Genomic DNA, 26,326 nt, shown 5'->3' on the forward strand with positions numbered 1-26,326 from the left:
GATATGCCGCAGGTTCGGGATTTCCGTTGTTTCTGTTCAGTTTTGCCATATTGCTCATGTCCTTCTCCTTTTTTAGAACTAGACCTACGTCATCAACCATCCGCCGGACACGTCCACCACCTGTCCAGTCACGAAACCTGCCTCTTTTTCCGATGCCAGGTACAGGCAGAGGTCGGCAACCTCCTGCGTGGTGCCGAGCCGCTTGAGCGGCGTCTGCTCGACAAAGACCTGGTTGGCCGCAGGCCCGGCCATGGCCACCATGTCCGTGTCGATACGGCCTGGCGCGACCGCATTGACGTTGATACCATACGGCCCCAGTTCTCCCGCCAGATGCTTCGTCAGGCCGATGATGCCCGCCTTGGTGGTCGCGTAATGAACGGCGCAGAGCCCCAGGAAGGTCTTGCCCGCCACCGAGGATACGGAGACGATCCGGCCGAACCGGTTCTTTTTCATCTTTGCCGAGACCAGCTTGGAAAAGTAGAAGGCGCCATGGAGGTTGACGTCGCAGACGCGTGTCCACTCCTCCACACTCAACTCGTCGATCGGCAGGCCCTTGCCGTCGCGCTTGGGAGAAACCCCCGCGTTGTTGACGAGCGTATCGATGTCGCCGATCAGGTTCTCAGCGGCGGCTAGTGCCTGTACGCAGGAGTCGTAGCTGCCGACATCCGCATAGATGAAATGGATATCCTGATACGTCTCGCGCAGCATCCGTTCCGATTGCTCGCCCTTCTCCCTGTTGCAGTCGACCATTGCAACCCTGGCGCCCTTCTCGAGAAAGGCCCGCGTCATGGCGAGCCCAATCCCGTTCGCACCGCCCGTGACAAGAACATTGCGTCCCGTGAAATCCATGTTTACTCCGTTGTTCGACTTCAATAGTTTTGCTGAGTGAGCTCAATGCCCAAGGTAGGCCTTCTTGACCTTGGGATCCACGAGAAGCGCTTTGCCGGTGCCGGACAAGGCGACCTTGCCGTTCTCGAGGATGTAGCCGCGGTCCGCGATCTGCAGGGTATGAAATACGTTCTGTTCGACGATGATCACCGTGACCCCTCGCCTGGCGACGTCCTGGATAACCTGGAACATCTGCTCGACAAGCAAGGGTGACAAGCCGAGTGACGGCTCATCGAAAATGAGCAGCCTGGGGCGCGACATGAGCCCGCGGCCAATGGCCACCATCTGCTGCTCGCCTCCCGAAAGCGAGCCTGCATGCTGCGTCAGCCGCTCGCGCAGTCGCGGGAACATATCGAGTATTTCCTCATACTGCTCGCGCCACTGTTGACGCGCGCCATCCCGGTATGCCCCCAGCATCAGGTTGTGCTTGACGGACAGATGCGGAAAGAGCTGCCGGCCCTCGGGCACCATCGCAATGCCCTTGTTCACGATTTCGTGTGGCGGCAGATTCGAAATGGGCTCGCCCAGATAAATGACCTGCCCGCCCTTTGCGGGAAGCAATCCGCACACGGCCTTCAGAATGGTGGTCTTGCCGGCGCCATTGGCGCCCAGCACCGTCACCACTTCTCCTTCGTTCACAGAGAAGTCCACGCCGCGCACGACCTCGACCGCTCCGTAGGACACGACCAGCTTCTCGACATTAAGCAGCATTTTTGTACCCCGATCCCAGGTAAGCTTCGATGACCCGCTCGTTGTTGACCACCTCGTCGGGCGTGCCTTCGACAAGAATGGAGCCGGCATCGACCACGATGATCCGGTCGCACAGCGCCATGGTGGCTCGCATCTGGTGCTCGATGAGAAGGACCGACACCCCCGACTGACGCACGTTCTTGATCAGTGCAATCGCCTGATCGATATCCGTGGGGCTGAGTCCGGCCATCACCTCGTCGAGCAGCAGGACGCGGGGCCTGGTGGCCAGTGCGCGGGCGACCTCCAGGCGTTTCATCGCGCCTACCGTGAGTTCGCTCGCCGCCTTGTCCAGGTACAGGACCATGCCGGTTTCGTGCGCCACCTTCAGCGCGATCTGCTGGGCTTCCCTGATGTCGTCCGTGTGTAGGAAGGCGCCGAGCATGATGTTCTCCAGTACCGACAGCCCGGAAAACGGTTGCGCGATCTGGAACGTGCGCCCGATGCCCAGCCTGGCGCATTGCGTAGGCGTCGTGATGTCTTCCCAGGTGCCTCCCTGGGTCATCAAGGAGACCTTGCCGCTGTTGGGCCGCAGAAAGCCCGACAGCAGGTTGAAGATGGTGGTCTTGCCCGCGCCATTGGGTCCGATCAGGCCGAGGATTTCTCCCGTTCGGAGCTCCAGCGAGACGTTGTTGGTCGCCAGCAGCCCGCCAAAGCGTTTGACAAGCCCCTCTGCCTTGAGAATGGGCTGATTGCCCGGCACGACTGCGTCCCTGCCGGCGGTGGAGGCCTGGCTGTCGAGATTGACCTCCTGGGCCAGCTCGGCCCCGGAACGCACGTACGGCGAGAAGAACTTGAGGCTGCCGATCAGGCCACGGGGGAACCAGAGCACGGCCAGCACGAGGACCAGGCCATATACCGCGCCATGGACGCCGTTCGCATAGGCGCTCAGCCAGCCACGGACGAGCTCGGCAATCGGCAGCACCACGATGGCCCCGAGCAAGGGCCCGAAAACGGTGCCCAGTCCACCGATGAGCGCGAACATGGCGATCTGAATCGACACGCCCAGCGAGAACGTGGCGTCCGGGTCGATGAAGGACAGGTACATCGCATAGTACGAGCCGATCATGCTGGTGAGAACGGCGGAGATCACCATGGCCCAGATTCGTGTGCCGACGGTGTTGACGCCAATGGCGCGCGCAGCATCCTCGCGCTCCCGGATGGCCATCAGGTAGAAGCCCATCTTGCGTTTGCGAATCAGCCAGGCTACGAACAGGCTGACGAACAGGAAGGCCGAAGCCATCAAATAGGATTGCTCGATCTCGCGAAAGATCATCCATTCGAAGCCGATGTTCAGGGGTACGGTCAGGCCGGACGAGCCCCCCGTCAGCTCCTGGTCATGAATGGCCAGCAGGCGCACGACCTCTAGGATGGCGATAGTCACCAGCGAGAAGAACGGGCCCTTCAGGCGGAAGGTCGGCCAGCTGACCATGACAGCGACGACGCCCGAGATCACCATGCCGATCACCATGCCGATCCACGGGCTCCAGCCATACTTGCTCAGCAGGATGACCGAGCTGTAGCTGCCGATGCCGTAGAACACTGCGTGACCCAGCGAGATCTGGCCCGCATAGCCCCCCACGATATTCCAGGCGGTGGCAAGGCCGCCGAAGATGCACAGCAGGACCGCGATGTGATAGATGTAGTTGGAGTCGACGATGAAGGGCAGCACGTACAGCAGCAGGGCTGCGGCCAGGATGATCTTGAGCTTGTTGTTCTGGAAGGTATTCTGCATGCTATGCCCCACTTTCCTTGCCGACCAGCCCCATGGGCCTGACGATGAGTATCAGGATGAAGAGCGAGAAATAGACGACTTCCTTGAGCGCCAACGAGACGTAGTAGCCGGCCAGGCTGTCGACGATGCCGATGATGAAAGACGCCAGAACAGCCCCCGTCACGTTCCCCAGGCCGCCGAGCACGACGATGACGAAGGCGACCAGCACGAAATAGGTGCCAACGGTGGGAAATACCGGGTACTGCCTGGCGATCAGAACCGATACGAGACCCACGCAGGCGCAGCCCAGGCCGAATGTGATGGCATAGACCCTGTTCACGTTCACGCCCATCAGTGCAGCCGAGTTTCGGTTCTGGGATACCGCCTTGATCGACATGCCCGTGAACGTCCTCGACAGAAAGAGCTGCAGCAGTATGGCCACGACAATCGATACGCACAGCGTGAGCAACTGGCTCGGCACGATGCTGATGCCCATGACCGACACTGGGGTCAGGTCGCCGGCACCTGCAGTGCGATGCACATCTGCGCCGAACACGACCAGCGCCAGATTCATCAGGAAGGTCGAGACCCCGACCGTGGCAAAGATCTGCATGTGCGGCGGTGCGTTCAGCAAGGGCTGAATCACCGTCTTCTGCATGATGAACCCAAGCACGAACAGCAGCAGGATCACCGGAATCAATGCGCTATAGGCAGACAGGCCGGTATACGTCGTCAGCAGATAGGTGGTGTACAGGCCAATCATCAGAAATTCGCCATGCGCGAAATTGACCACCTTGATGACGCCGAAGATCAGTGTCAGGCCGATAGAGAGTCCGATATACAGACCCGCCAGCATCAGCCCGTTCACAATTAGCTGTATGAGAACGTCCACGCTCTTTCCTTTTCGGATTCGTGTTCGGTTAGCGACCCGTCGCAAGCTCAGCCCGGGTGAACTGCCGGGCTCGAAGAACCACAGAGGCGCAGCCAACAGCCGTGCCTGGCTGCCCGCTGCTTCACTGGCATGGCTGTTAGAACTGAGCCTTTGAAACGGCGAGTGATTCCGGGTAAACCGCCTTGAGTTCGGCGTTCTGCCACTGCATGATGATCATGGTGGTGCGGGTGTTCTGGCCTTTTTCGTCATACTTGGCGCCATATCCCGTCGCCTGGCTGCCGGCGGGCTCGTCGAGCTTCATGACGGCATCCCGAATATCGTCCTTGTCGAACGACTTTGCGGCATTCAGCGCTCCGATAAAGGACTTCGCACCGGCATAGGCAAGCACGCTGTACGAGGTGGGAGCCTCGTTGTATTTCTTCTTGTAGCTCTCGACGAACTCGGTCAGTCCCTTTGCCCCTTCCGGGTTGATGTCGACCAGAGCGAAGTCGGTCGTGATCGTGCCGTCGAGCTTGTCTCCGATCGCCTTGCGCGTCTCGTGCAGAGAATAGCCGCCTCCACCGCCGACTAGTACCGTCGGTTTGAAGCCGGCCTCTTCCATCTGGCGGTGAAGCAGGATCGTATCGTTCTGGTACCCCGTGTGCATGACTACGTCGACGTTGGACTGCTTCATCCGCATCACGGCGGATGAAAGATCGACGGTCTTGGCCGAGTACGGGATATTCTCCACGATGCTCAGGCCGCTGGCCTGCGCGATTTCAGTCTGCTTTTTCGCGACCGATGCGCCGTAGAGGCTGTCCTCGTGGATGATGGCTACGCGAACCTGCTTCGGATCGAGCTTCTTGTTTGGCAGCACGAGTTCGTTCAGGGCACGCATCGAGGACTCTCCGAACGCCCGGGCGGGGGCACTGGCGCGGAACAGGTACTTGAAGTTTCTTTCCGTGATGTTGTCTGCCGTTCCCGTCACTTCGAAATAAGGGACTCCGGCAAGCTCTGCAACAGGTGTGGCCGCGTACGAGAGACCCGACGCATAGGTGCCAATGATTGCCTTGACGCCCTCGCGCGAGATCAGACGGCGCGTCTCGCTGACGGCTTGGCTGGTGTCTGCGGCATCGGCCTTGATCAGCGCAATCTTGTCGCCCTTGATGCCGCCATTGGCATTGGCTTCCTCGACAGCGAGTTCCACGCCTTTGAAACACTGTGAACCAAAGGTGGCAAAGTTGCCGCTCAGCGGAAAGATCGCCCCGATCTTGACGTCAGCCGCGTATGCAGCGCTGCTTGCACAGACAACGCCGACGGCAAGGATGAGGCGCCCGAAGGGCAACGAGGGGAATATGCAATTTTTGACACTTCGGCTCACGGTTGTCTCCTTTTGGAATTTGTCGGAACATCAGCGGTACTTTTGTCTCTGACCGTATCGTGCCACCTTATCTAAACGATTAGATATTAGGGTTTTCCCTTTGTTTCGGATGTACTTCAGTTTTTGGAAAGGGTTGCCGGGAGCGGCGGCTTCGTTGGATGTCAGACCCTGTAGTCGTCGCCGTCCATAACGCGGAGAAGTTGCCTCTCCTCGCATGCCCCGACAAGCAAAGTCAGGTAGTCACCGCACCTGCTCTCCTGACATCGTTGCGCAGGCTCTGAATTAAAGATTCGAAGAGTCGGGCGGCAGGCGGTCATTTTGATGAATACTCGCATGGTACCTGGACAAGAGGTCGCAGAATCTGTCGGTGTGACGCGGACGACGCTGTATAGCTGGAGTCACCAGCTACTTGGCCAAATGCCTCAGAGCCCTATGTCGAAGAAGAAGAGCCGTCCATCGGATGGTAACGGCCCGGTCTTTACCGTCTTGAGGCAGACCTGCAGGTCAGGAGAATAGATCCCCATCTAAAAATTGATGGGGATCTATGACAGACGCAACCTTGCCGGCGACCAGTTCATTTCGCAATGAACCGCGCCGTCGATTCAGTCGAGAGTACAAGCGCCAGGTGGTCGAGACGGTATTGGCGTCTCCCAGTTCGCTTGCCCGCGTGGCGCGCGCGCACGACCTGAACTATAACCAGCTGTCGCGCTGGCGACGCGAGTACCAGCGCGGCATGCTCGACTCGCCGAACGCCTCGCCCCGTTTGCTGCCGGTTTGCCTGGACACCACGACGGAGGTGGCAACCGTGCCGCCCGCGGCAGCACCCGTGATGAGCTCAGCGCTGGAGCTGCACCTTCCCAAGGGCAAGGTGATGATCCGAGCAGCGATGACGGCGCCGTTGCTGCGCCAAGTGATCGAGGCCATGCAATGATCGGTCTGCCCGCGGGCACCCGGGTGTGGCTGGCGGCGGGCACGACCGACATGCGCCGCGGCTTCGATGGGCTGGCCTCGATCGTGCAGCACACGCTGCCGGAAGATCCCTTCAGCGGCCACGTGTTCGTGTTCCGGGGTCGCCGGGGCGACCGCATCAAGGTGCTGTGGTGGAGCGGGGACGGCCTGTGCTTGCTGGCCAAGCGCCTGGAGCAGGGTCACTTCGTATGGCCCGCGGCCGAGTCAGGGGCCGTTCACCTGACGACAGCGCAGCTCTCGATGCTGCTCGAAGGCATCGACTGGCGTCGCCCGGCGAGGACCACCAGGCCGACACAGGCATAAGGCTTTAGTGCCTAATATTATTGCTCTATGCCATTGATTTGTATGAAGTAATACTGCTCATCCGGGTAAAACGGTGGCCATGCAGACCCGTGCCCCGATACCCGATGACATCGATGCCTTGAAGGCTTGGTGGCCGATCTCGGGGCCGAGATGCAGGCATTGCGCCGCGAGCGCGATGCCCTTAAACAGGCCGGGCGTGACGACAAGCACGAGATCCAGCACCTGAAGCTGTTGCTGGTCAAGCTGCAGCGCATGATGTTCGGCCAGAAGTCAGAGAAGCTCGCCCGCCAGATCGATCAGTTGCAGCTCGAACTCGAAGAGCTGCACATCAACCAGGGCGAGCGCGATCCGGCGACATCAGTGCCAGCGCCTGCAGCCCGTCCGGCGCCGCAGCGCCGCCCCTTGCCCGAGCACCTGCCCCGCGACACCCAACAGCACCTGCCGCAAGAGGCAGCCGGCCCAGACTGCGGCAGCGCCTGGAAGGTACTGGGCGAGGACGTGAGCAAATAGCCGCAACGGGTCGAGGCTGTGTGAAAACTCTTTGACGCCGCTACGGCGATCTAGATAGAGTTTGGTATCTCGATCCCGGGAGTCGACATGCCCCGATTCATCGAAGGTCAGGACCGGCAGCAGGTAGCGTTGATCCCGGAATGCCTGGATGACTTCATCGCCGACGACAACCCGGTGCGCATAGTCGACGCATTCGTCGACGAGCTCAACCTGGAATCGCTGGGATTTGAGAAGGCGGCGCCAGCAGCTACCGGCCGCCCGTCGTATCACCCGACCGTGCTGCTGAAGATCTACATCTACGGCTACTTAAATCGGGTCCAGTCCAGTCGTCGACTCGAGCGAGAGTGCCAACGCAACGTCGAACTGATGTGGCTGGTCGGCCGTCTGGCACCAGACTTCAAGACCATCGCGGATTTTCGTCGTGACAATGGGTCGGGCATTCGCAACGTTTGCCGGCGGTTTGTTGCCGTATGCCGAGATCTCAAGCTATTCAGCCAAGCCCTGGTTGCCGTTGATGGAAGCAAGTTCAAGGCAGTCAACACGCGCGACAAGAACTTCACGGCTGCCAAGATAGACAAACGTCAGCAGCAGATTGAGGAGAGCATCCACCGCTATCTGGCGGCGCTCGACACAGCGGACCGAACGCAACCTGTCGAGATCGAGGCCAGGACCAATCGGCTCAATGACAAGATCGAACGTCTGCGCAAACAAATGCGCACGCTTGATGACGTCAAGAAGAGGCTCAAAGACAGTCCAGACGGTCAACTGTCGGTGACCGACTCGGATGCCCGCTCGATGGCCACCAGCGGCCGGGGCTCGGGGATGGTCGGCTACAACGTGCAGATGGTTGTCGAAGCCAAGCACCATCTGATCGTCGCGCACGAAGTGACGAACCGAGGACACGACAGGGACTCATTGGCATCGATGACACAAGCCGCGCGGGAAGCGATGGGCAAGAAGCGGCTGCGTGCGATTGCCGATCGCGGCTACTACAGCGCGCCTCAGATCAAGGCATGTGCAGAGACAGGTATTGATGCGATCTTGCCCAAACCCACGACTTCCAATGCCAAGGCCGAAGGTCGCTTCGACCGTTCGGACTTCATTTACATCGCGAAGGACGATGAGTACGAGTGCCCTGCGGGCCAGCGCGCCATCCACCGGTTTACGCGGGAGGAAAATGGTCTTCAATTGCGGCGCTACTGGAGTAGTGCCTGCCCACAATGCGCGATGAAGGAGCGATGCACACCTAGCGCGTATCGGCGCATCAGTCGATGGGAGCATGAGGCCGTGCTTGAGGCGGCGCAGCGCCGTCTAGACCGAATGCCAGATGCGATGAAGGTGCGGCGGCGCACGGTGGAACATGTGTTCGGCACGTTCAAGCATTGGATGGGCTATACGCACTTCCTAACTCGTCGCTTGGGCAATGTGAGCACGGAAATGAGCTTGAATGTGCTGGCCTATAACCTCAAGCGGGTCATGCAAATCCTGGGCTACCAGCAGACCATGAAAGCGGTGCTGGCGATGGGCGGCTGAGCCCTTCTGTGACCCATAACGCACCTCAGGCCCTATCCGGGCCGCCCAAACGGCCCAGAGTGAGCCCCGCTTCGAAAAATCGAAGTGAAGAGCGCCCAAGGTGATGCGGACCAGGCTATTGCGCTGTGGCTGTCAGGACGAAAAGCGTTTCCACACAGCCTCGGTCGGGAGCTGCCGTTCGGCGTTCTCAACGTTGGGCGGCGACGAAAGACCTTGCCGCAAATCCGCCCTAGGCAAGCCTATACACACTTGTTACGTTTCAAGTTGGGTGAGCAAACTTGCATCTTTAATGAACTTCTACACCTGCATAGACATGTCCGACAATGACAAAAGATGGACCAGCTTTTGCCCGTAGTCCGAGCCAAAGAATGCTCGTCCGCTCGATATCATGAAAGACCCGTATTTCAAGGATGAATCATGCGTTTCTTTGTTGAAGAGAACAATCTCAATGCGGTAGTAAAGTGGTATGAAACGTACCCATCAAAAAATCAAGACGACGGCTTTGACCTGCGGGGAACGATCCTTAAGCGCTTGAATGAGCTGTATCTGCCGCGCCTGGCCGACTTCGAGGCCGACCCGGCTGCAACGGCTAAGGAAATGGCATTCGCCTGCGTGTACGGCCCGATCTTTGCCTATCCAGACTTTGAAACGAGGGCCAATAGCGATCTGACAGACTTCATCATGGTCAACCTGTACGCCAGGCCGCGCCTGGACGAGGTGCGCGGAAAACTATTGGAAGTGTCGGTCGGGTGAAGATCGCGCCGTAGATGTACAAGCCGCGTGGCTTACACGCGGCCACTCAAGCGCTCTGTTCAGCGTCCGGCAAACCAAGCCGGCAGTTTCGGCAGCATCCCTTCCAGAGCGCCGTATTCATCTGCGGCATCCGCGTTATCGCGCAGATCTTCGAGCGCACGGAAAACGGCTGCGCTCCAGTCCGAGCCGCGGCAAAGCTGGTCCTGCGGCAGACTCGCCAGCCGCGCCTCAAGCGCGGCCATCGCTTCAGCCAGTGTTCTGCCAGTAACCATCGGAAGCCAGTCAACGCTGAACACGTAATTCATTGCGGGGATCATGTCGAGGTCGCCCGCGCTTGACAGCCCGCGCACAGTGTCAATCGCCCCCTCCCGGGGCCCGAGTGCGGTCCATACGCCTTTGCTGTAGCGGTCGTTCCAGGACTGAAATTCAAAATCATGCTTGGTCACAAGCGCGTCGATTCGTTCAAACATCATCGTCTTTTCCTGTCTTCTGTCAGATACCCACTGAGCCCGACCACCCAAACATCCTATCAAAGCTCTCCGACCAGAAAGGACTTTGCCGAACGACAGGCTCTGTTCGGGATAGTTAACTTCCACTCGAGGTGGCGCGTCGATCCAACTCACGTACCACGTCCAAGAAGTCCAAGTTCGTGTAGCCCATGGTCGTCCGCGGATCGGTATGCCGCATCGCCTTGGCAACCATGCGAAGCTCATTGCCCTGCATTGAAAGAACCGTGCCTCTGGTATGGCGCAGCCAGTGCGTCGAGGCACGTTTCAAAATAGCGGCCTCAGGTGTTTTGCCGCCGACCCATTCCGCTGCTAAATCAAATTCCTCACGCACAATTGCCCAAATGCTCTGCCTCGTGCGCACGGATTTCCACATAGCCCGCCGGCGGCGAGAGCGTGCAGACGCCAAGTGCGGCGCGCTGTCTTTTGAACCGGTGTGCGGCGAAAGAACCAGGCCGAACTCCTCGCCATGCTCAGGCAGTTCGGGCAGGCCGAAAGCCGCGCGATACCGAAAGAAGGCAGCCATGACTTCGGCATCCATTGGCACCACGCCAGTTCCACCACCCTTTTGGTGCATCACGGCCAGGGCCCAGTAGTGCCTGGCGGACTTCGGATCGGAGATGGTATGGACGTCAACCATGTTCGCCTGAGCAACCTCATTGGCGCGCAAACCCGTTCGCTCGAGCAGAATCAAGAGGAAGGCATTGCGCCAATACACCAGGTGATCACGGACCGTATTTTTCTCGCGCGCGTCCATGCACCGCCGCACCGTTTCTAACGCGTCTGGCGGAACCGCCCGTCGCGAGGCGCTGCCTGCGGCGGACCTCGGACCGGTTCGCGTCACCGCGGCAAACGGATTGTTGTTGCGATATCCAGCCTGTTGCCAAAAACTGAATAGGGTATTGAGAATGCGCACGGTGGCCGACACCGCCTGATCGGACATCCGCCCGTTGCGGAACGGCGTCCAACCCGGCTGGCCGGGCTTCGTCCCCGGTGGGCATTGGAAATCTGCCGAATTCGTTCTCAGAAAGGTCAAGTACGCGCTGACGTCTTGGTAGGTCCAGCTTCTGAGACGGGCGCTACCCACATGGTCGCAATACCAGCGCAGCCGCCGCTGTTCACGCTGGTAGGTGGCCAGGGTTGCCGGCGAAACCGGGCGGGCAGCCAGGATCGAAAGCCAGATGTCGATCGCTTGCCAGTCGTCATCGACGGGCCCCAGCAAATGCGCCGGCTCCGCGTGCTGGATGACGATAGGGTTTCGTTGCGGTTCACTCATCTCGCACCTGCAGATTGCGGCGAAGTTCATTCAACTGTTGACGCAAACTATCCCCCAACGCGTTGGCATTACGAAGCGCCTGATCTCTCAGCGCAATGGTGCTTTGAGCGGCTTTTAGCCTCTCCTCCGCCTCACGAGTCTCACGGCGCACCTCGTCAACCCGAAGCAGGTTGGCCCGGTTGTCAGCCGCCGCGCGCTCTTGCGTAATCTGAATGGTCTCCGAAAGCTGCTTGATAAGCGTCTGGTAGTTCGCTACCGCCTCCTGCAGCCCTTCGGTTTGTGCTCGCGCGGCGATCGCGTCCGCTACGGCATCTTGTCGGGCCTTGTCAGCTGCTGCTGCGCGGGCCTCCATAATTTCGGCCCGCGCTCGCAGCCTTTCTACCTCCAGCTGGTGAAGCTTGCCCAACTCGACTGCCGCGAGTGCAGCTTCATCTTGCATCCCCGACGCCTTGTCATTGCGAACGTCGCGCATTCGCTTCGGCGGTGGCGCATCCGCGATCGGGGGCGAATCGTGAGAAGCGCCGCGCTGCGCATCGGCCCCGACTTCGCTGCGATACTCGTGGATCGCGTCCTGCACAGTCGTCGAAGAGGGGGTGCGATGCGGAGCCATTTGCCGCAGCAGCTTCTGAAACGTCTGGGCGCCAAACAGCTCTCCCGTGACTTTTACAACCAAAGGGACAAATTCGCGCAGAAACTCGCGGTTGCTCGAACCGGGTCGGGCAGCTTCAATGGCCTGCACGCCCCGCGCGATCAGCCGGGCCTGCTCGTCAGGCAGGGGGAGAATCCTGGGGCGTGCCATCAGCGGCCTGGAAAATTCACGTTGGCTGACGATGGCTGATCGTCGCTTTGAAGTTGCAACTGCAGACCGTCGCCCGCGAGGGCTTGCCATAAGACATCAGCGCGACCTCGAGCCACCCCGGTGGTGAGGAGCAGATCCTGGTCGCGCAGCAGCGCCTGCAACAAAAGTTCGCCGACAGGCGTGTAGACGGCGCCCGAAGCTAAGCGTGCGGTGCCCTCGTCGCCTGCGCGGTCCAAGGCCTCCTCCAGTTCCCGAATGACGGCGGCCGTCGTCGGCACGCGCGGCAGGCGCTGCAGATAGTTGATGGCGGTTGTTACCGCATCGCGAAGGATGATGGTCTGGACGTCAGACATGGCCCGGGATCCCCTTTCCTTCAGGCCGGCGAGGCGCCGTCGTTGACGCGGACGAACAATTGCCGTGCCTCCACGACAAACTCGGTGGCACTAAGGTGCTGGGGGTTCGGCCAACTGTTCCACCATGCCACGACCTCGGCGGCCTCCCTGTCGGTCGGGGCTTCTGCGACAAGTCGCATCTCCTCGAGGATCGCCGGTCGACGCGGATCCTCCGCGTGCAGCACGTCATCCGGGCACAGCGCTTGGTAAATGGCCTGAAGGCGAGCAGACAGCATACGCCGCCGACGGCCTTGCGCGCGCTTCACGGCCTGCTTGCCGTCGCCTGCCAAGAGTCGCCACTTCTCGCAACGCGCGTATGCGGGATCTTCAGGCTTGCCGCCATAGCTCCAGCTACCGTCGGGGAAGCGGACGACCGTCCACAACTGTTCTTTCATTTGGTTGATTCCTTTTGCTGATGACGGTGAGGGAGGGGTCAGCGTGTGCGGTCAAGATGTCGATGAGCCGTCATCGAAATGGCGCCTCGCGACGACGAGTTCAGAGACTTCCCTTGCGAAGCCTTTGCGTGCATCCTCGTCGGCCAGATGCGCAAACTCGCTGCCTCGCTGGTTTGCAACGTAAGCGGCAGTGACCTCCATGTCGTCCTCGCCGGCATGGAGCGACACCGACGCGCCATAGCCCGGGAGGTCATTAGGAAGCGCCATGCATTTGAGGCCTATGGTTTCCAGCTTCGCCATAGCCTCTTGGAGGACAGCCAGGACGGCGGCGTTCTTCGTAAGATCTTTCATTGAACACTCTCTATCGCAACGTTTCGCGCGTACGGTAGACGGCATCATCGAGAGCCGCCCAAACCGCCGGGGCTTCCACGCGGGACCGAGCCCCGGTAGGCAATTCTCTGCGGCCTCGTCGAAAGCCGCCATCGCAGCATCTTGATCTGCGCCATCCAGAACCCTGGCCATGACTAGATGAAACACTGGCCCTTGTACGTGCCAGGGCTCCGGCAGGAGATCGAACCAGGGCCGCAAGTGGTCGAGCACAGCCCGATAGCCAGCCAGAACGGGCCGCAGCAGCCCCACCGCCTGCCGGACGGCACCGGCCTGGCCGGGTTCTAACGTAACGCTGAAGCCTTCGCGGTAGTCCGTCACACCGGGAGCATAGCGGGCGATATAGGGCGCCTGGGCGGCCCAGGTGAGCACATCACCCTCGATGCGGATCTCGTCCGCGTTAAATCCGAATCGCTCGGCGAAGCCCAAATTCATATCGCGGTCTCCGCCGATGGCCTCGGCTGTAGCCGACATGCCCACGCAGATCTGATCGACGCCGCCAGAGGGGAGCACCCTGATGACCAAACGAACGCCCTCGATCAGAAAGCCGTTACCGTGTCGAATGACCGGGACCAATGGCGCGCTGTCGTTCTTGGTCACGGCCATCGCATTGCGTTGAGTCGCCGTAGGCGTGGCCTCATCCGCGACAATGGGAGGGGCCGGCTCGAACGCGCGCGAGGCATAGTGCGAGGCGTGGTCGAGTTGGGCGGTGATCCAGGCGGCATAGAGTGCGGCGGCCTCGGGGACGACGAACACCGGCGCGCTCACCCACGCGTCCACTTTGTTGCCCGTCCAGGCGACCTCAAACAGCCGGTCGACGTAGCGTTCGGACACCCCTTCACGCACCAGTTCGGGCGCGGAACTGAGATTCTCGTACGCCTCGTCCAAATCCTGGTAGGCGGCCGGGAACATCGCGTGCAAGGCACGCTTGACGGCCAGGTGGGCGGCGTCGCGGCCGCCTGCGCGCACGAAGATCGTGAGCTCGTCGCTGGCCACCGAGTCGGGCAACACCGTATGGGCGCGCCAGAGGTTGCGCCAGGCCTGGGGCAGCTGCTCGATATCGGAAGGCGTCGGCGAGTCGGTCATCGGGTTTTCAGGCAGGTGGATAGAAGGAATAACGGCAAGTCTAGTGCAGGCAGACGTGCGGCGTCAGCCTGCGGCGGCCTGGCGCAGTTCGGCCAGAACCACGTCTTTAAGCGCTGGATCGGCGGCCACGAACACGCCGCGCCGGGAGGGGTCGGGCACGTGGCGCCCGCCGCGGCGCCGGTACTCAAAGTTGACGCGGGTCCAGAAGAGACGCTGCGCAACCTCGAAGCGGGCGATCGCCGCCTTGACGGCCGGCGCCACGCCGAAGCCATTGGCGGGTGCCGTGGCGCACGTGGTGCCGAAGTGCCGCACTGCCCCACTCTCGCCGTCCTCGATCCAGACCACGCGTTTCAAGCCCTGGCGGCCGCAGCACTGGCAAAAATCCCGGTCATCGGTCACGCCCAGCACCGCAAAGCGCGAGGCGGCCGGGAGGCGCACGCCGGCGTCGGTGACGGTGGTGGCGCCTGCCACTGCGGCGTTCATGGGCGCGGGGCCGCACCGGCGGCCACGCGCGCCTGGCAGAAGCTGGCCAGCGCCGCGGCATCCTGGCACCCAGGCGCTGCCGGCCGACTCGCGGGCGGCATTGTGCAGGAAGTGCGCGGCCTCCTGCCAGTCGCCGGCGCCGATGGCCGTGTGCGCCAGGCGGCATCGGGTGATTTGGTCGTCGGGCGCGGTCATCAGCAGGTCGTAGGCGGTGCGCATGCGGCGGTTCCTGAGCTGTTGGCGGGCGGCGCGGTCGATGCGAGGGCGCGATATCGGTATATTAATCGGTATATTTATACCGGGTCAATAACTAAAACCCGACATATGGCGCAGTATGTCAAACTTCTGCCAAGGGGCAGACTGCGATCGTTCATTCCGCTTATAAGCTCACCTCCGCCTTTTATATTTCTAATCGCTACAGTAAGCTTCAGATTTTTATTCTAAGAAAAGCACGAGCACGACAAAATCGATCTCGTCCCTGGCGCTGTCCAAGGGTTGTCCTCAGCTGCAGCCGCAGGCTTTACCGTCGCGATGGCGTTTTTGGGTGTGTGGGGCTGGCAGGGCAAGGGCGACTGGGCCGCCGAGCATTTTTTCGTATTAGTGCCGCTTTTTCTTGCGATTTTCCTATTTGCCTCGGTCCCCTTCACCGTATCGCGCGGCACCAAGAAAAAGGAGTCCGTAGCTCGCGGCTCCTACGCATTTGCGTGCGGCATGCTCATTACTCCCGTGATGATTGCACTGGGTTTGGCTTGGTTTGGGCCGCGGAGTCCGTCGCCTGATACGCTTGAGAGCCAGCCCTGCCCTTGCCTCTGTAAGTAGGGCGTATTTCGATTGAGAAACAGCAGATCATTGACTCCTGCTGCTCGACAACGCCGCCACGTCGCGACATAAGCTGTTTCCGCAAAGGCGCGGCCGCTTGAACGTTCTATCGCCGCTGCCGATCAGGAACATACCCGATCGCAGCCATGGCAGTGCCGATCGACTGTGCGGTGTAGTCGCCCCAGGGCAAGTTCCCCACCTCTAGCCGGTCAGGGATGTTCGAAATTGTCCATTGCGCCCCCCCGGTAATCCCGTCCAGTTCATCCCACGATATCGGTACTTAAACGCCTAACCCCGGCCTCGCTCGTGCCGACCAGGCGGCGGCTGTAGTGGCCCCGAAGCCATTGCGAAGATAGTCCACGAATATTTTCCGACGCGATTGCTGGGCCCGCTCTTCGCCACAAAAAGCTGCGGGATTGTCCTGGCGAGGTGGCGAACCATAGCAGCCGAGAAGCCTTTCACGACTTCCCAGCCGTATTGCCTTCGCAGCGGCACCACAACGTGAAGCCCTTTGCCTCCGCTGGTCTTCAACCATCCCTCCAGGCCCAGGCCCTGCAACAGCACATGAACCAACTCGGCAGCCTGCTGAACGACGGGCCAGGAAACCCCCTCTCCCGGATCCAAGTCTAGGATCAATCTGTCTGGCTCCTCAATGGCGCTCTTCACAGCGTTCCAGGTATGAAACTCAATGACGTTCATTTGCGCCGCCGACATGACCGCGTCTGGCGTGGGTACCTCGAGCAAGGCCGGATGGCCAGGGTGAAGGCCCTTTGGCAAAGAGGCGACGCCCGGAATGGGGGCGTCAAGGTGCTTTTGGAAGAACAGTTGCCCTTGAATGCCGCTGGGCGCGCGCACGAAGGAGACCGGCCGGGCTTTCAGATGCTGCACGAGCAGTGGCGCCACCAAACCGTAGTAGCGCGCGAGATCCAGCTTCGTTAGGCCAGTTGACGGGTCGATGACGCGGTCTGGATTGGATAGTTTGCCGGGCTTTGTCCTCGCGGATGGCCGCGGTGCGGTTGACGGCGGGGGCGCCAGCACTTTGGTCTTACTTTCCACCGAGCTAGCTGGCAACGCGCGCTCCCTGGTACCACAGGCGCTGGCTTGTCCGTTCTAAGGCCGCGGAAGGTTGCGTGACGGACGTGCCCACCCCCCGTCCATTCTGCGAACGACACCTCGCACACTAAGACCGGCGCCACCCATTGCACCTCATACAGCCAATCCTCGCCGTGCCGAGGCACGCCGTCGACCAAGGACGCCAGCTGGGGCTTGAGGGACGGAGGGAGCTCTGCCGCGACACCGGGCAGAGCCACAGCAGAGCTCGAACCGCGGCCGGAACGGCCAGTCGAACGAGCATTCCCATTTCGCAGCCGGGGTCCCATGGTTCAATTCCGCAGTCGGTTTAAAGCGAGGTGAGAATGAGTAGCCAAGGGGGCCGTTCAACTGCCCCGCTGCCAGACATCCGCACGAGGGCCCAACGGCCGAGCAACCGCTTCCCGCGTAATCTGAATCTCAGGTGGCCGGCGTCATATCCATGCGTCGCCAGCTGAACACCACTCTCCTGCGTCCCATACAGACACCGGTTCCCCGGTTCGCGGGAGAGCCGCGGGACGTCCTCCGCTCTTTCGCCCGACTTCGTGAACTGCTGGCTGCTCTATTGCGATGCGTCTCGCCTTCGGGTCGATTGGGATTCCGTGGGTTGCTGTCCACCACCTCATAGCGTCATCCACTTCCAACAACAAATCGAACCGTTCCTGATGGATCAGGGACCGATAGACGATGAATCTGCGGCCGTTGTCCACGGTCCTGCCCTTCCCGTCCGCTACGGACGCTTGCCGCCCTGGTGGGCCAGATGCGATCGCACCGCTGCTGCCGAGGCGCCGACCGCCTGTACAGCCTCGCGCAATTGGTCTTCACTCACGTTCAACTCTTTCGTCCAGTAACGCAGCTCGTGAGCCTCATTCACGTTGATACGGGATCGATCCTGGGCGCCGCGATTCTTCAGATCGTCTGACATGGAGACCTCCTTCTCATGGGGGACCCACGAGCTCAGCAACCGGCATGCCTAACTCGTTAGGTGGACCTCTCGCCGGTTATCCAGACACTGACAAAGGCTGCGATGTTCTTCCCACACGAAAGCGAGCCAGGACACCAACACGGCTGCGCCCGCTGCCGGCAGTGGGCCGTTGGACGAGAACGCAAAGCCGGTGAAAAAGCCTAGGCCCACAAAGACCTAAACCCCCCAGGTCATTTTTCGCATGCGAAAAGCGCCGAGGCCGTCACATTTCTCGCATGCGAAAAAAAACCGCCGTTGGCGGTTCATTTTGTCAGCGTGCGTTTCTCGCATGCGAAAAATCGTTATAGATCGGTCTTGTTGACAGTTGAGTCATGCAAGGAATTGTCCGAACCACTACCCTGCGCAGCGGGCCCGCGAGGTTGACCGTAAGGCACCGATCAAGCCAACGGCTAGCCCGCCCAGCCCACCGGGGCGATCAGGTTGTACTGCGTCACTTTCAATTGGATCTTGTTCATGTCGAACCGGTGAACCGTTGCGGGCTTGGCGGTCAGTTCGACTCCCAGCGCCTTTAGCACGGTAAACACGGTGCGCAGCGAGCAGTTCCTTCGTCGCTCAACGAGCGGTAAAGCTGTCGCGGGACAGCCCCGTTTCGTTGGCGATCCGCGTCATGCCTTTTGCACGGGCGACCACGCCAAGAGCATGCGTCACATATGCGGGGTCGTTCGTCTCAAAAGCCGCAGCTACAAAATCCGCGACAGATTCATCGGATTGCAGATGCTCAGCGGGGTCAAAATTCGTTAGTTTCGCGGTCATGTTCATTTGCTCCAATCTTCGGCCAGGCGCAGCGCGGGCTTTATATCCCGTTGCTGCCCCCTGTTTGGGGGCGCTGGCTGCAGGTCGAACCGGTCACATGCTCTGAAAGCCGAATCGCCTTTCGGCGGTCGGCGGCGTTGAGCTGATTCCCGTAGATGCTCACCTTGCCTGGGGTATGGGCCTCACCCTGTTGGACAACAGGGCAGCGTAGTTCTCGAAGCCGCCTTAAATATGGCGGGGGCGGCCAGTTAGGTGCCCTACGCCTCCTGCGTCTCCAGGGTGTTTCCGCCCACAATTTCCTTGAGACCGAACCCGTAAAGATCTTGTTCAGTAGGTTGCCCCCACAGTTCTTGGGCCACCCACATTCCAAACGATGCCTTGACCATTGGAGAAGGTTCTCGCCCCGGCTCGAGAGTCCTCTTTGCCGAAGCATGCAGCGCGCGAAAGGAAGAACTCTCCTTAAAGCGCTCCAGCAACTCATTGCGCTGTTCTTCGTCGATTTCGCGGACATAGCCCATCGCCTCTTCCGCACGCGCGGCCAAGAAACGATGAGTCAGCTCCTCTAATTGCACCTTTGGAGCTGCTGGGCGCTCCGTCCGGCGCGTGGTTACCTTCGCAATGTCCTGAGCGGTGGCGTAGGAGCCTCTCAAGGCGCGCAAAAAGTATCCAGCGGGGGAACCGACGGGCGAGAGCTGCTTGTTCTCGAGGCGCTTTTCAACGATTTCAAGGGTTGCGATAAGCTTGCCCTGGTCAGTCGTACCTATGTACTCCAATGCTTCGGCCTGGGAGATCCCCAAAGCCATGAGTCGCGTCAGGTGTGCCGCTGAGTCGACCGCCGGGGTCGGAAGCTGCAGAGGCTCCTGGGCCTTTTGACTCACCTTGAACTGCAGTTCGACAACTCGACGTCCCTCCTTAAACTCAAGGAGTTCTACCACCAGGTCCGTGACGTCATTTACTTCACGAATGGCCTTCAGGAGGGTGTCGCGCTTGAAGTACTTGTACTCGGGGACCTCCGCGCTCGAAGGGTTCCCCGTCAGAACCTGATACCACCACTGCACCGTTTGCCGATTCGTCACCCTGCTGGGGTTCGTCAAATAGCGTCGGCAGTTCTCATAGAGTGCCATGCCGCCGTTTGTGCGCAGACTGGTGAGGTAGTAGAGCGAGAGCTTGGTGTACTGCATCGGCCGCAGCATCTCGGATGAGATTTCCGGCGGGAACGCATAGCCGAGCCACACAACTCCACCGCGTGAGTTCAACCCGGCCGGGTTGTAGAGCGTGGCCGAAGATAGCAGTCGCTCGGACGTGTACTGTTTCTGGCCTTCAATCTTCACCCGCACGTCTTGAAGCTGGTCGATCTGTTGCTTGAGCAGCTCGGTGTCATTGCTGTTGTACCGCGTGTCAGCGACGACATCCCGCAATGGAATCCAGAAATACTTGGCGTGATTTCGAACCTCCGTGGGTCCGGTCGTCCCAGGCTCACCCAACTGTTGGGCGTGATAGATGAGCACGTTGAACACCTTGCGGCCGAGAGACGAGAGACCTCCCTTCTCGATGCGAACGGCAATCGTGTCATTCGACTTTTTTAGGGTGCGGTCGTCGTCTTCGCCTTCGAAGACTACAACTTGGCTCTGCATCGCCGGTGTAGGTTCAGCGGCCTTCGGGGCCTTCGAAGCACGGCGCGCTCGACTGTTCGAAGAAACCATGGGGTCTGGTGCTGGCGAAAGAGAGTACGGAATTGCGCATAGTTTCGTAGAAAGGTGAGCGCAATGCAACCGTGCCTTTCACCTTTAGCGCGGCGATTCGTCAACACTCTGAGCCAGCTGAAGCGGCCTTTCCCGTAACGGCTCACCTTATGAAGGCTAGGGGTTCCCGCGGATTCTCACCTTTCGGCAGGTTCCTGGATTGCCTCACCTTGCCCCGGTTCCTGCTGTCTCTCACCTTAGACAGAGCTGGTTCCTGTGAGGGCTCACCTTTGCGAGATGCTGGAGGCCGTCCGAAATGAAACCACGCGGCAACGCTCCATAAAATCAAACGGTTAGCACCGTTCGCCGGCTTCGGGTTCCCGGAGAGTCTCACCTTCGTCGGCTGCGAACTTTGGGGCCTAGAATCCTGTTGCGGCTCACCTATCGCGATCGCAACCGGCGTTCGCCGGATCACACTCGCATGGCTTTAGTACCGCGAACAAGCAAATTCTGCCGTTATATCAGTGGCTTACAGTGAGTGGAGGTCAATGTCATTCACTTCCTGTGGAAGCTCACCTTTGACGGTCAGGGGCATCAAACAGCCTTTCCCGAAACCTCTCACCTTTCAGTCCCTGACGCGTCTCACCTATGGCGTTCACGTGTCCCGTATCCACTCACCATAGTTCCCGCGGCGTCTCACTGACTGCTCTGAAGGCATCCCGAAAATCTTCACCTAAGATCCTGCAAGCTCTCACCTTGCTTCCCGTAAGCCCTCACCAGAGGTGACGTAAGCCATTGATTTAAAAGAGAAATCAGGAGCCTTAACGGTTTTAAGGTTTTAACATGGGTTTAAAATTTAATTCTCTCAACCAGCCCAGAGGGCTATTCGGACGGAACCCCACCACCCAAAACCCCGTTTGCAGCATCGGGCAGACTCTCGCCGGCTCACCTTTGGCCTTAAGCCTGAAGAGGAGAGGTTCCCGATTCCCCTCACCCTTCCGCCATTTCTTCTGAGATTACGACTTTCCGTCCTGTTCGGCTTCCTGCAACAGCTCCCCCAGCCTCTTGCGGAGCTCGTCGACGAGCTTTCCAGCGTTCGCTTTGTTCGGCAGGGTGATGTCCATTTGGACTCTTCCCGCGTCCCACTCCTTGATAAAGCCAACTGACCGGGCCTGTTCGCCCTGCCCTACTTCGAGCTGATACTGGCGGGAATTGTGCCGCGGTTTCTTGGCCGCAGCGCCCCGTGCGGTGTACCGTTCCCGCAGATTGATGATGGCCTGGCGGCTGGTTTCATCGTTTAGGACCTTTTCGACCTGTTCCAGTACGACTTTTGCCGGCGCGACCTTCTGCAGCTGCACCAGTTCGTAGAGCACCGAAATCTTGAACGCAGCTGGATTAGTTCGAACAACGTCGAGACACGCCTCTTCAAGATCCAGGATGGCGAGCGTTTTGTTGATCTGGGAAGCGGTGTAGCCCTTGACCTGGCCATTCTCGGTCTTCGACAAGCGGGCCGCCAACGCTGCCTCACTAGGAAAGACGTTGGCATCCAAGAGCTGGCGCCACGCCAGGGCGTTATCCAGCGCCGTTTGCCCATTGCGCCGATCATTGGACTTGAAGGACAGCAGATACAGATCTTCATCGCTGACATTTTCGAAGACCTGCATGCCGAGCGAGGCCAAGCCGGCACTGGGCGCGCCAAGCTTGCGAGTTTCCCCGTCGATCACGATGAACCGACCATCACGCTCAGTGCCAATCAGCAACGCTAGCTGCCCGTCCTCGCGCAGCCAATTGGCCATTGCTTCAATGATTTGCGGCGGATACAGCTTCCGGGCACCGTACGGATTGCTGTCGAGCTCCGAGATCGGTACGTTCGCCAGCCTCGGCGTTCCGTACTTGTTCTGAAGCATCAGCGCAATCTCATCGGAAGAAGATTCCGATGAAAGTGCCGGCCGCGGCGACTGCGCGGACGGGTCCGCTGACTCATGATAGCCAGTAGGCACAGCTTCGAGCACCTTCGCTGCGCGCGCGAATCGATCTTGAACGGAAACCCGGGGTGCGGCCGTGGGTGCGACGGGGGTGGGCGTTGTAGCTTCAGCTGCTCGCTTGACTGCAGCTCCGAGATCTGGACGACGTGCCATTTACTTCTTCCTCCGCGTTGCGGCCTGACCCACGTAGTGAGGCAAATCGAGAAGATCCAGGATTTGGGAGGTCAGGTTTTCAACTTCAGTGATAGCAGGAGATTTGGAAGCCAAAGCGTGAACAGTGGCCCCGTATGCTTGCGACTCCGGAAAGGCATTGCGCCGGGAGAGAACGCTGTCGAACGCAGGGATTTCCTCATCTTCGGCGATTACTCGCATGCAGTGATCGAACAGCCTACCGCGGCTCACCAAAGTCGGGAGGTAGCGGATTTGGAGGTCTTCGTTGTACTCGCGTTGCGCGCGAAGTGCGATGTCTTTGGCCTCTTTCGCAGCCCAGACATTGTCGAGTACGGGGATGATAGGAATGATGCACAGATCAGCAATTTGCAGGGCTGCCCAGGGAATGGGTGACGCGATTGCCGGCGGACAATCCAAGAGAATTACGTCGAAATCGCCAATGTTCTTTTGAATCTCGCTCGTAAATTTGGCTCCCATAGCGTGCAAATTGGTCACCCGGGCAGGGAATGGACGGTCTTCCGGTGCTTGACCATTCCACGTCGTGGCCGTCTGCTGCGGGTCCAAGTCGACAATCAAAGTTTTGTACCCGCGGAGCGCGATCGCTCCCCCCGTCTGCATTGTTGACGTCGTCTTCCCGCAACCGCCCTTCTGGTTGATAAAGGCAGCGATGCGCGTTTGTGCGGGTGCAGGCTGGGCTTGCTGTTTAGTGGCCATATGAACTTTCACCGGTGAAAGACGCCGCACGGGGCGGCCCGAGGCGCTGCAGCCAATAATGGTCTGAGCTCGAGATGAGATAGATGGTATGTACGGATGATATTGGCTTCAGCAAACAATCTCAAGAAATTGATGCGACTTCGCTGAAATTCCTCAAAAAATTCGGGAGGCGCGGGCGATTCGTTGGGCGGATACCACGGCAATCGCTCGCCATCTTTCACCGGTGAAAGATGGCGAGACCTAACCTCGCGCCGGCCGATTCGAATTAGAAGCCTCCGCGAAAATCTTTCACCGGTGAAAACCGTACGCGTTTCGGACGTGTGGGCGACGTCTTATTGTTGTGCGGTTTGACCTGCATTGACCTCGATCTTTCACCGGTGAAAGACGCCTCCAACTCATGGGGAGCATTCCCGCTTGTACGCGGATTCAAATTGAGCCCATCTGCGACGCTTTGCCGCATCGAACTTTCACCGGTGAAAGTCCGCCGTTTAGCTTCCGCATCGAATTGGCGCCAGGAGCCGACGTGGGAATGCAGAGCGGTCTTTCACCGGTGAAAGACCTCCGGGCGCGATCATCTGCTTCGACCGCCAGACAGTAACCGTGAATGTCATTCAATGCTGTTGCGCGAGGCGCAGCAAGGAACAGTGAATGACATTCAGTGGTATAGAGGCAAATTCAAAAAAAATGCCGCTAAGCGGCGTTCGTCATGATGGTGCGTCCCTACTTCGTCAGGGACCTGGAGTCGGTACTGGTTGTGGCGCGCGCGGGGCTCCGCTGCACGCATCGTCGCTATCGCTTTGACGTCGTTGCAGATCACCATCACGAAGGGCCTCGAAAAGGCGCTCGCTGACCCGCGCGTTCTGATCGCTGCTCCGCTCTCCGACAACTCGTCGGAACCACTGACCTAACGACTGGAATGCACTTTCAATCTTGCGGAAGATTCGGCCAACTGTGCGGTCCAGTCCCGTGGCTCCGGTCGATTCGCCATCACGTTCGTCAAAATGGAAGCGCTGCTCGCGCCACAACGAGAACGCATGTGCAGCAGCCTCCACTGGATCGGAGCACTGAGCAATCGCGTCCGGCGCCATCCGTGCAGCGACCATTGCGCGGCGCACCCGATCATTCAATGGACTGCCATCCTCGAAGGCTGCCCGGACAGTCTCTGCCTCATGAGGGGACATCAGAACGCTTTCGGCATAGTGGAATGCCTCATGGTTGAAGGCCCGGCCCGCGCTGCGTGCCCGAACCGAAATTTCAATGAGATTGGCGAGTTGGCGCGCGGCCACTTCTTCTTCTGCGCCATTCGCAGTGCGAACCACTTTGTTGAGCAAGCGAACGGACATCGTGCTTCCGAGCATCTCTCTAGCTTCGCGCACCATGTCAGATTGGGACATGTCCTGGCTAAAGGAAAAGGCAGACCTCGGAACTAAATCCATGCTGTACACCGGCTGAACGGCGCGGAGTTTCGCGCGTACTTCAGGAGTCATTGGCACGTAGGGGAGGGAACGCGCAGTGCTGGCGTTCAACTGAACGTCCATAGCCTTCACCGTCACTCCGGTTCCTTTTAGCGCCTTGTTGGCAAGTGACGGGAGCACACGAAGGTAAAACTCATCTAGGCCGTCATCTTGTACGAAACGTCCACCGTTGCGCAGTTCAGCGTTGATCCAGGCAACTCCCGTAATTGAGTTGTCCTCGGCGGCCCGCTGCATAACGCGACGCAGAATTAGGCCAGCCCAGCTTTCAGTGTGATTGATGAATGGGCCATCCGGCACGCCCCCGTGCTCGCCTGCACGTCTCCGTGTCTGTGCCCAATCAGACTGAATTTCGTCGATGAAGAAAAGTCCCCCCCGGCGCGTTGTTCGCGTATGAGCAAAGAGATTCTTGATCGCCGATCCCGTCGTCGGGTCCACCATGTCGCTGTAGTGGTGCCGGTTGAAATCCGGAAGAGTGTCGAGATCCGACATCAGCTTCCGACGCTCTTCGTCGAGCTGATGAACCAACATGGGTTCTCGCAGGAGACGGTCGGGATTGAAATCTAGATCTTCAAGCTCAAAGCGGATTTCTTCCAAGCGGTCCTCGACGTTGTTCCGAGGCGAGTTCACGCAGTACAGGGTTTCGGTGTACCGATCGTGACCTGGCACAACATATCGCGCGTATTTCGGACTGCTGAGGTCGATCTCCTTAATGGTTGGTCGCAATGCCAACTGCCCGAGGATGCTCTCTTGGGTGACTGGGTGATTGCCTTGCGCTTCCAGCCACTCGACTACCCCGGCCTCTTCAATCTCCCTTTGCTTGACTCCTTTCTGCGTAAGGGCGCGGATCGCCTTGGCCCATTGGCTGGCAGGAGCCCGCTTTTGCATCTCGCGCACTTTCTCGGCCAGTTGGCTGGCCATGCGAGGGTCAAGGCCGGTGTTGAGATAACGATAGTGGGGAGTTGACATTCCCGAAGGCTCCAAATGAGAAGAACGCATGACAGGGCAGGGCCACGCGCGGCGTCCTGGTCATCCTTGAAGCTCGCGTCAAGCCCGCATTTAAGGATGAACTATACTTGCAATTCATACGGCTATTTGCCATGAAGCCCTCTGCTTTTCCTATGAGCGACCCAGCGAAAAAGGTCATGGAGGGGGCACACATAACGCGAGGGGTAGTGCCGAAATAGGCTTGCGCAGCTCCAGGAACGGGCCGGAATGGACTCCAACTAAACGGAGTCCGCCAGGTCGATTTTTACGTTCGCTGGTTGCGCTCGGGGTCGGCACTCTTGCTTGCAGGACCAGGACCGACATAGATGCGTACCGGCGCCAGCCCTGAACTGTTTTCCCGTGAGCAAGCGGAGAAATTGCACAAATTGCGCGAGCGCTTGGAACTGGCTCCCGTGACCGGCAGGCCATTCTCCACCTCGCGCATGTTCCAGGACTTGGCGATGAGTGGCGCGCTGGACAGGCTTCCTGCGCCTGACGCCTGCCCGCCACTCGCCAATCTGATCCGCGCAGAGAGCCCGTTTATGCGTGGAAGGCAGCACATTCTCGTTGCAGTCCGAAGCGCGCAGGCGATGCATGAGCGTTTGCAGAACCATGAGGGAGCAACTGAAGCATCGCTCCCACGACTGCAAGAGCGCCCCCGCGGCTAAATGCACCC

General features: G+C 59.6%; 26 protein-coding genes and 1 pseudogene. 6 read left to right on the plus strand and 21 right to left on the minus strand.

What is annotated here, in order from left to right:
• Positions 1-84 precede the first annotated feature (84 nt).
• The 5 genes from KVT32_RS23115 to KVT32_RS23135 form a co-directional block, all read right to left on the minus strand.
• Positions 85-849 (minus strand): SDR family NAD(P)-dependent oxidoreductase, encoded by a 765-nt coding sequence (locus KVT32_RS23115; RefSeq protein ID WP_152385673.1) that lies wholly within the window; start codon positions 847-849, stop codon positions 85-87.
• 42 nt (positions 850-891) lie between these two features.
• Positions 892-1,596, minus strand: coding sequence for an ABC transporter ATP-binding protein (locus tag KVT32_RS23120; protein ID WP_371825610.1), 705 nt, complete (start codon positions 1,594-1,596; stop codon positions 892-894).
• Complete coding sequence (locus KVT32_RS23125) at positions 1,589-3,370, minus strand: branched-chain amino acid ABC transporter ATP-binding protein/permease (RefSeq protein WP_152385675.1); 1,782 nt, start codon at positions 3,368-3,370, stop codon at positions 1,589-1,591. Before KVT32_RS23125 ends, KVT32_RS23120 begins: the two co-directional genes overlap by 8 nt.
• A 1-nt stretch (position 3,371) precedes the next feature.
• Entirely contained in the window at positions 3,372-4,241 is an 870-nt protein-coding gene (locus KVT32_RS23130) for a branched-chain amino acid ABC transporter permease (protein ID WP_152385676.1), read from the minus strand.
• Between the two features lie 136 nt (positions 4,242-4,377).
• On the minus strand, positions 4,378-5,601 hold the full coding sequence (locus tag KVT32_RS23135; RefSeq protein WP_227741411.1) for an ABC transporter substrate-binding protein: 1,224 nt from the start codon (positions 5,599-5,601) through the stop codon (positions 4,378-4,380).
• Positions 5,602-6,145: 544 nt separating this feature from the next.
• Between KVT32_RS23135 and KVT32_RS23140 the strand changes: the two genes are divergently transcribed.
• From KVT32_RS23140 to KVT32_RS23160, 5 genes are all read left to right on the plus strand, one after another.
• Positions 6,146-6,532: a transposase gene (locus KVT32_RS23140; protein WP_152385677.1), complete on the plus strand. Its 387-nt coding sequence runs from the start codon at positions 6,146-6,148 to the stop codon at positions 6,530-6,532.
• The gene (gene tnpB, locus KVT32_RS23145; protein WP_152385678.1) at positions 6,529-6,873 is read left to right on the plus strand and encodes an IS66 family insertion sequence element accessory protein TnpB; all 345 of its coding nucleotides are present in this window, start codon (positions 6,529-6,531) and stop codon (positions 6,871-6,873) included. The genes KVT32_RS23140 and tnpB overlap by 4 nt, the downstream gene beginning before the upstream one ends.
• A gap of 129 nt (positions 6,874-7,002) precedes the next feature.
• Complete coding sequence (locus tag KVT32_RS23150) at positions 7,003-7,383, plus strand: hypothetical protein (RefSeq protein WP_152385679.1); 381 nt, start codon at positions 7,003-7,005, stop codon at positions 7,381-7,383.
• A gap of 87 nt (positions 7,384-7,470) precedes the next feature.
• On the plus strand, positions 7,471-8,916 hold the full coding sequence (locus KVT32_RS23155) for an IS1182 family transposase (protein ID WP_152385680.1): 1,446 nt from the start codon (positions 7,471-7,473) through the stop codon (positions 8,914-8,916).
• A gap of 417 nt (positions 8,917-9,333) precedes the next feature.
• A complete protein-coding gene (locus KVT32_RS23160; RefSeq protein WP_152385681.1) occupies positions 9,334-9,669 on the plus strand; it encodes a hypothetical protein in 336 nt (111 codons plus the stop codon).
• Positions 9,670-9,728: 59 nt separating this feature from the next.
• On the opposite strand, the gene KVT32_RS23165 is transcribed toward KVT32_RS23160, so the two are convergent.
• The 16 genes and pseudogenes from KVT32_RS23165 to KVT32_RS23235 all read right to left on the minus strand — a co-directional run bounded on the left by KVT32_RS23165 (position 9,729) and on the right by KVT32_RS23235 (position 25,632).
• Positions 9,729-10,142, minus strand: coding sequence for a hypothetical protein (locus tag KVT32_RS23165; protein WP_152385682.1), 414 nt, complete (start codon positions 10,140-10,142; stop codon positions 9,729-9,731).
• Between the two features lie 112 nt (positions 10,143-10,254).
• Positions 10,255-11,451: a site-specific integrase gene (locus tag KVT32_RS23170; protein WP_193725389.1), complete on the minus strand. Its 1,197-nt coding sequence runs from the start codon at positions 11,449-11,451 to the stop codon at positions 10,255-10,257.
• The gene (locus KVT32_RS23175) at positions 11,444-12,250 is read right to left on the minus strand and encodes a hypothetical protein (RefSeq protein ID WP_152385684.1); all 807 of its coding nucleotides are present in this window, start codon (positions 12,248-12,250) and stop codon (positions 11,444-11,446) included. The genes KVT32_RS23170 and KVT32_RS23175 overlap by 8 nt, the downstream gene beginning before the upstream one ends.
• Positions 12,250-12,603 carry a hypothetical protein gene (locus KVT32_RS23180; RefSeq protein ID WP_054457997.1) on the minus strand — a complete coding sequence of 118 codons (354 nt, stop codon included), beginning with the start codon at positions 12,601-12,603 and terminating at the stop codon, positions 12,250-12,252. Before KVT32_RS23180 ends, KVT32_RS23175 begins: the two co-directional genes overlap by 1 nt.
• A gap of 20 nt (positions 12,604-12,623) precedes the next feature.
• Positions 12,624-13,037 carry a hypothetical protein gene (locus tag KVT32_RS23185; RefSeq protein ID WP_152385685.1) on the minus strand — a complete coding sequence of 138 codons (414 nt, stop codon included), beginning with the start codon at positions 13,035-13,037 and terminating at the stop codon, positions 12,624-12,626.
• A gap of 51 nt (positions 13,038-13,088) precedes the next feature.
• Positions 13,089-14,510, minus strand: a complete 1,422-nt coding sequence (locus tag KVT32_RS23190) for a hypothetical protein (RefSeq protein WP_152385686.1) — start codon at positions 14,508-14,510, stop codon at positions 13,089-13,091.
• Between the two features lie 63 nt (positions 14,511-14,573).
• Positions 14,574-15,212 carry a hypothetical protein gene (locus KVT32_RS23195; RefSeq protein WP_227741412.1) on the minus strand — a complete coding sequence of 213 codons (639 nt, stop codon included), beginning with the start codon at positions 15,210-15,212 and terminating at the stop codon, positions 14,574-14,576.
• A gap of 706 nt (positions 15,213-15,918) precedes the next feature.
• Positions 15,919-17,011: pseudogene (ligD, locus tag KVT32_RS23205) on the minus strand (non-homologous end-joining DNA ligase); the annotation flags it as partial.
• A 324-nt stretch (positions 17,012-17,335) separates the two neighbouring features.
• Positions 17,336-17,611 carry a DNA polymerase ligase N-terminal domain-containing protein gene (locus KVT32_RS32660; RefSeq protein WP_152385687.1) on the minus strand — a complete coding sequence of 92 codons (276 nt, stop codon included), beginning with the start codon at positions 17,609-17,611 and terminating at the stop codon, positions 17,336-17,338.
• Positions 17,612-17,631: 20 nt separating this feature from the next.
• Complete coding sequence (locus KVT32_RS23210; RefSeq protein WP_217618892.1) at positions 17,632-17,826, minus strand: DUF3606 domain-containing protein; 195 nt, start codon at positions 17,824-17,826, stop codon at positions 17,632-17,634.
• A gap of 449 nt (positions 17,827-18,275) precedes the next feature.
• Positions 18,276-18,410: a hypothetical protein gene (locus KVT32_RS32510; protein WP_256450093.1), complete on the minus strand. Its 135-nt coding sequence runs from the start codon at positions 18,408-18,410 to the stop codon at positions 18,276-18,278.
• A 28-nt stretch (positions 18,411-18,438) separates the two neighbouring features.
• Positions 18,439-18,639, minus strand: a complete 201-nt coding sequence (locus KVT32_RS32185) for an addiction module antidote protein (protein WP_254636993.1) — start codon at positions 18,637-18,639, stop codon at positions 18,439-18,441.
• Positions 18,640-18,896: 257 nt separating this feature from the next.
• Positions 18,897-20,342: a RepB family plasmid replication initiator protein gene (locus KVT32_RS23220; protein WP_152385689.1), complete on the minus strand. Its 1,446-nt coding sequence runs from the start codon at positions 20,340-20,342 to the stop codon at positions 18,897-18,899.
• A 995-nt stretch (positions 20,343-21,337) separates the two neighbouring features.
• Complete coding sequence (locus tag KVT32_RS23225; RefSeq protein ID WP_254636994.1) at positions 21,338-22,228, minus strand: hypothetical protein; 891 nt, start codon at positions 22,226-22,228, stop codon at positions 21,338-21,340.
• A gap of 231 nt (positions 22,229-22,459) precedes the next feature.
• A complete protein-coding gene (locus KVT32_RS23230; RefSeq protein WP_054458006.1) occupies positions 22,460-23,191 on the minus strand; it encodes a ParA family protein in 732 nt (243 codons plus the stop codon).
• A 728-nt stretch (positions 23,192-23,919) separates the two neighbouring features.
• On the minus strand, positions 23,920-25,632 hold the full coding sequence (locus tag KVT32_RS23235) for a hypothetical protein (protein ID WP_193725391.1): 1,713 nt from the start codon (positions 25,630-25,632) through the stop codon (positions 23,920-23,922).
• Between the two features lie 344 nt (positions 25,633-25,976).
• Here KVT32_RS23235 and KVT32_RS23240 point away from each other — a divergent pair, with 344 nt between their 5' ends.
• Positions 25,977-26,318: a hypothetical protein gene (locus KVT32_RS23240; protein WP_152385691.1), complete on the plus strand. Its 342-nt coding sequence runs from the start codon at positions 25,977-25,979 to the stop codon at positions 26,316-26,318.
• Positions 26,319-26,326 lie beyond the last annotated feature (8 nt).

Origin of the sequence: Achromobacter sp. GbtcB20, assembly GCF_019091095.1 — a bacterium.
GTDB classification, from domain to species: Bacteria; Pseudomonadota; Gammaproteobacteria; order Burkholderiales; family Burkholderiaceae_B; genus Achromobacter; species Achromobacter mucicolens.

Excerpts from the sequence above, each read along its gene's own strand:
- KVT32_RS23210 (WP_217618892.1), bottom strand. The coding sequence starts at position 17,826 with ATGTCAGACGATCTGAAGAATCGCGGCGCCCAGGATCGATCCCGTATC.
- KVT32_RS23170 (WP_193725389.1), bottom strand. The coding sequence starts at position 11,451 with ATGAGTGAACCGCAACGAAACCCTATCGTCATCCAGCACGCGGAGCCG.
- KVT32_RS23160 (WP_152385681.1), top strand. The coding sequence starts at position 9,334 with ATGCGTTTCTTTGTTGAAGAGAACAATCTCAATGCGGTAGTAAAGTGG.
- KVT32_RS23220 (WP_152385689.1), bottom strand. The coding sequence starts at position 20,342 with ATGGTTTCTTCGAACAGTCGAGCGCGCCGTGCTTCGAAGGCCCCGAAG.
- KVT32_RS32185 (WP_254636993.1), bottom strand. The coding sequence starts at position 18,639 with ATGACCGCGAAACTAACGAATTTTGACCCCGCTGAGCATCTGCAATCC.
- KVT32_RS23235 (WP_193725391.1), bottom strand. The coding sequence starts at position 25,632 with ATGTCAACTCCCCACTATCGTTATCTCAACACCGGCCTTGACCCTCGC.
- KVT32_RS23155 (WP_152385680.1), top strand. The coding sequence starts at position 7,471 with ATGCCCCGATTCATCGAAGGTCAGGACCGGCAGCAGGTAGCGTTGATC.
- KVT32_RS23180 (WP_054457997.1), bottom strand. The coding sequence starts at position 12,603 with ATGTCTGACGTCCAGACCATCATCCTTCGCGATGCGGTAACAACCGCC.
- KVT32_RS23140 (WP_152385677.1), top strand. The coding sequence starts at position 6,146 with ATGACAGACGCAACCTTGCCGGCGACCAGTTCATTTCGCAATGAACCG.
- KVT32_RS23195 (WP_227741412.1), bottom strand. The coding sequence starts at position 15,212 with ATGCGCACCGCCTACGACCTGCTGATGACCGCGCCCGACGACCAAATC.
- KVT32_RS23185 (WP_152385685.1), bottom strand. The coding sequence starts at position 13,037 with ATGAAAGAACAGTTGTGGACGGTCGTCCGCTTCCCCGACGGTAGCTGG.
- KVT32_RS23115 (WP_152385673.1), bottom strand. The coding sequence starts at position 849 with ATGGATTTCACGGGACGCAATGTTCTTGTCACGGGCGGTGCGAACGGG.
- KVT32_RS23125 (WP_152385675.1), bottom strand. The coding sequence starts at position 3,370 with ATGCAGAATACCTTCCAGAACAACAAGCTCAAGATCATCCTGGCCGCA.
- KVT32_RS23175 (WP_152385684.1), bottom strand. The coding sequence starts at position 12,250 with ATGGCACGCCCCAGGATTCTCCCCCTGCCTGACGAGCAGGCCCGGCTG.
- tnpB (WP_152385678.1), top strand. The coding sequence starts at position 6,529 with ATGATCGGTCTGCCCGCGGGCACCCGGGTGTGGCTGGCGGCGGGCACG.
- KVT32_RS23230 (WP_054458006.1), bottom strand. The coding sequence starts at position 23,191 with ATGGCCACTAAACAGCAAGCCCAGCCTGCACCCGCACAAACGCGCATC.
- KVT32_RS23190 (WP_152385686.1), bottom strand. The coding sequence starts at position 14,510 with ATGACCGACTCGCCGACGCCTTCCGATATCGAGCAGCTGCCCCAGGCC.
- KVT32_RS23240 (WP_152385691.1), top strand. The coding sequence starts at position 25,977 with ATGCGTACCGGCGCCAGCCCTGAACTGTTTTCCCGTGAGCAAGCGGAG.
- KVT32_RS23225 (WP_254636994.1), bottom strand. The coding sequence starts at position 22,228 with ATGCTTCAGAACAAGTACGGAACGCCGAGGCTGGCGAACGTACCGATC.
- KVT32_RS23165 (WP_152385682.1), bottom strand. The coding sequence starts at position 10,142 with ATGATGTTTGAACGAATCGACGCGCTTGTGACCAAGCATGATTTTGAA.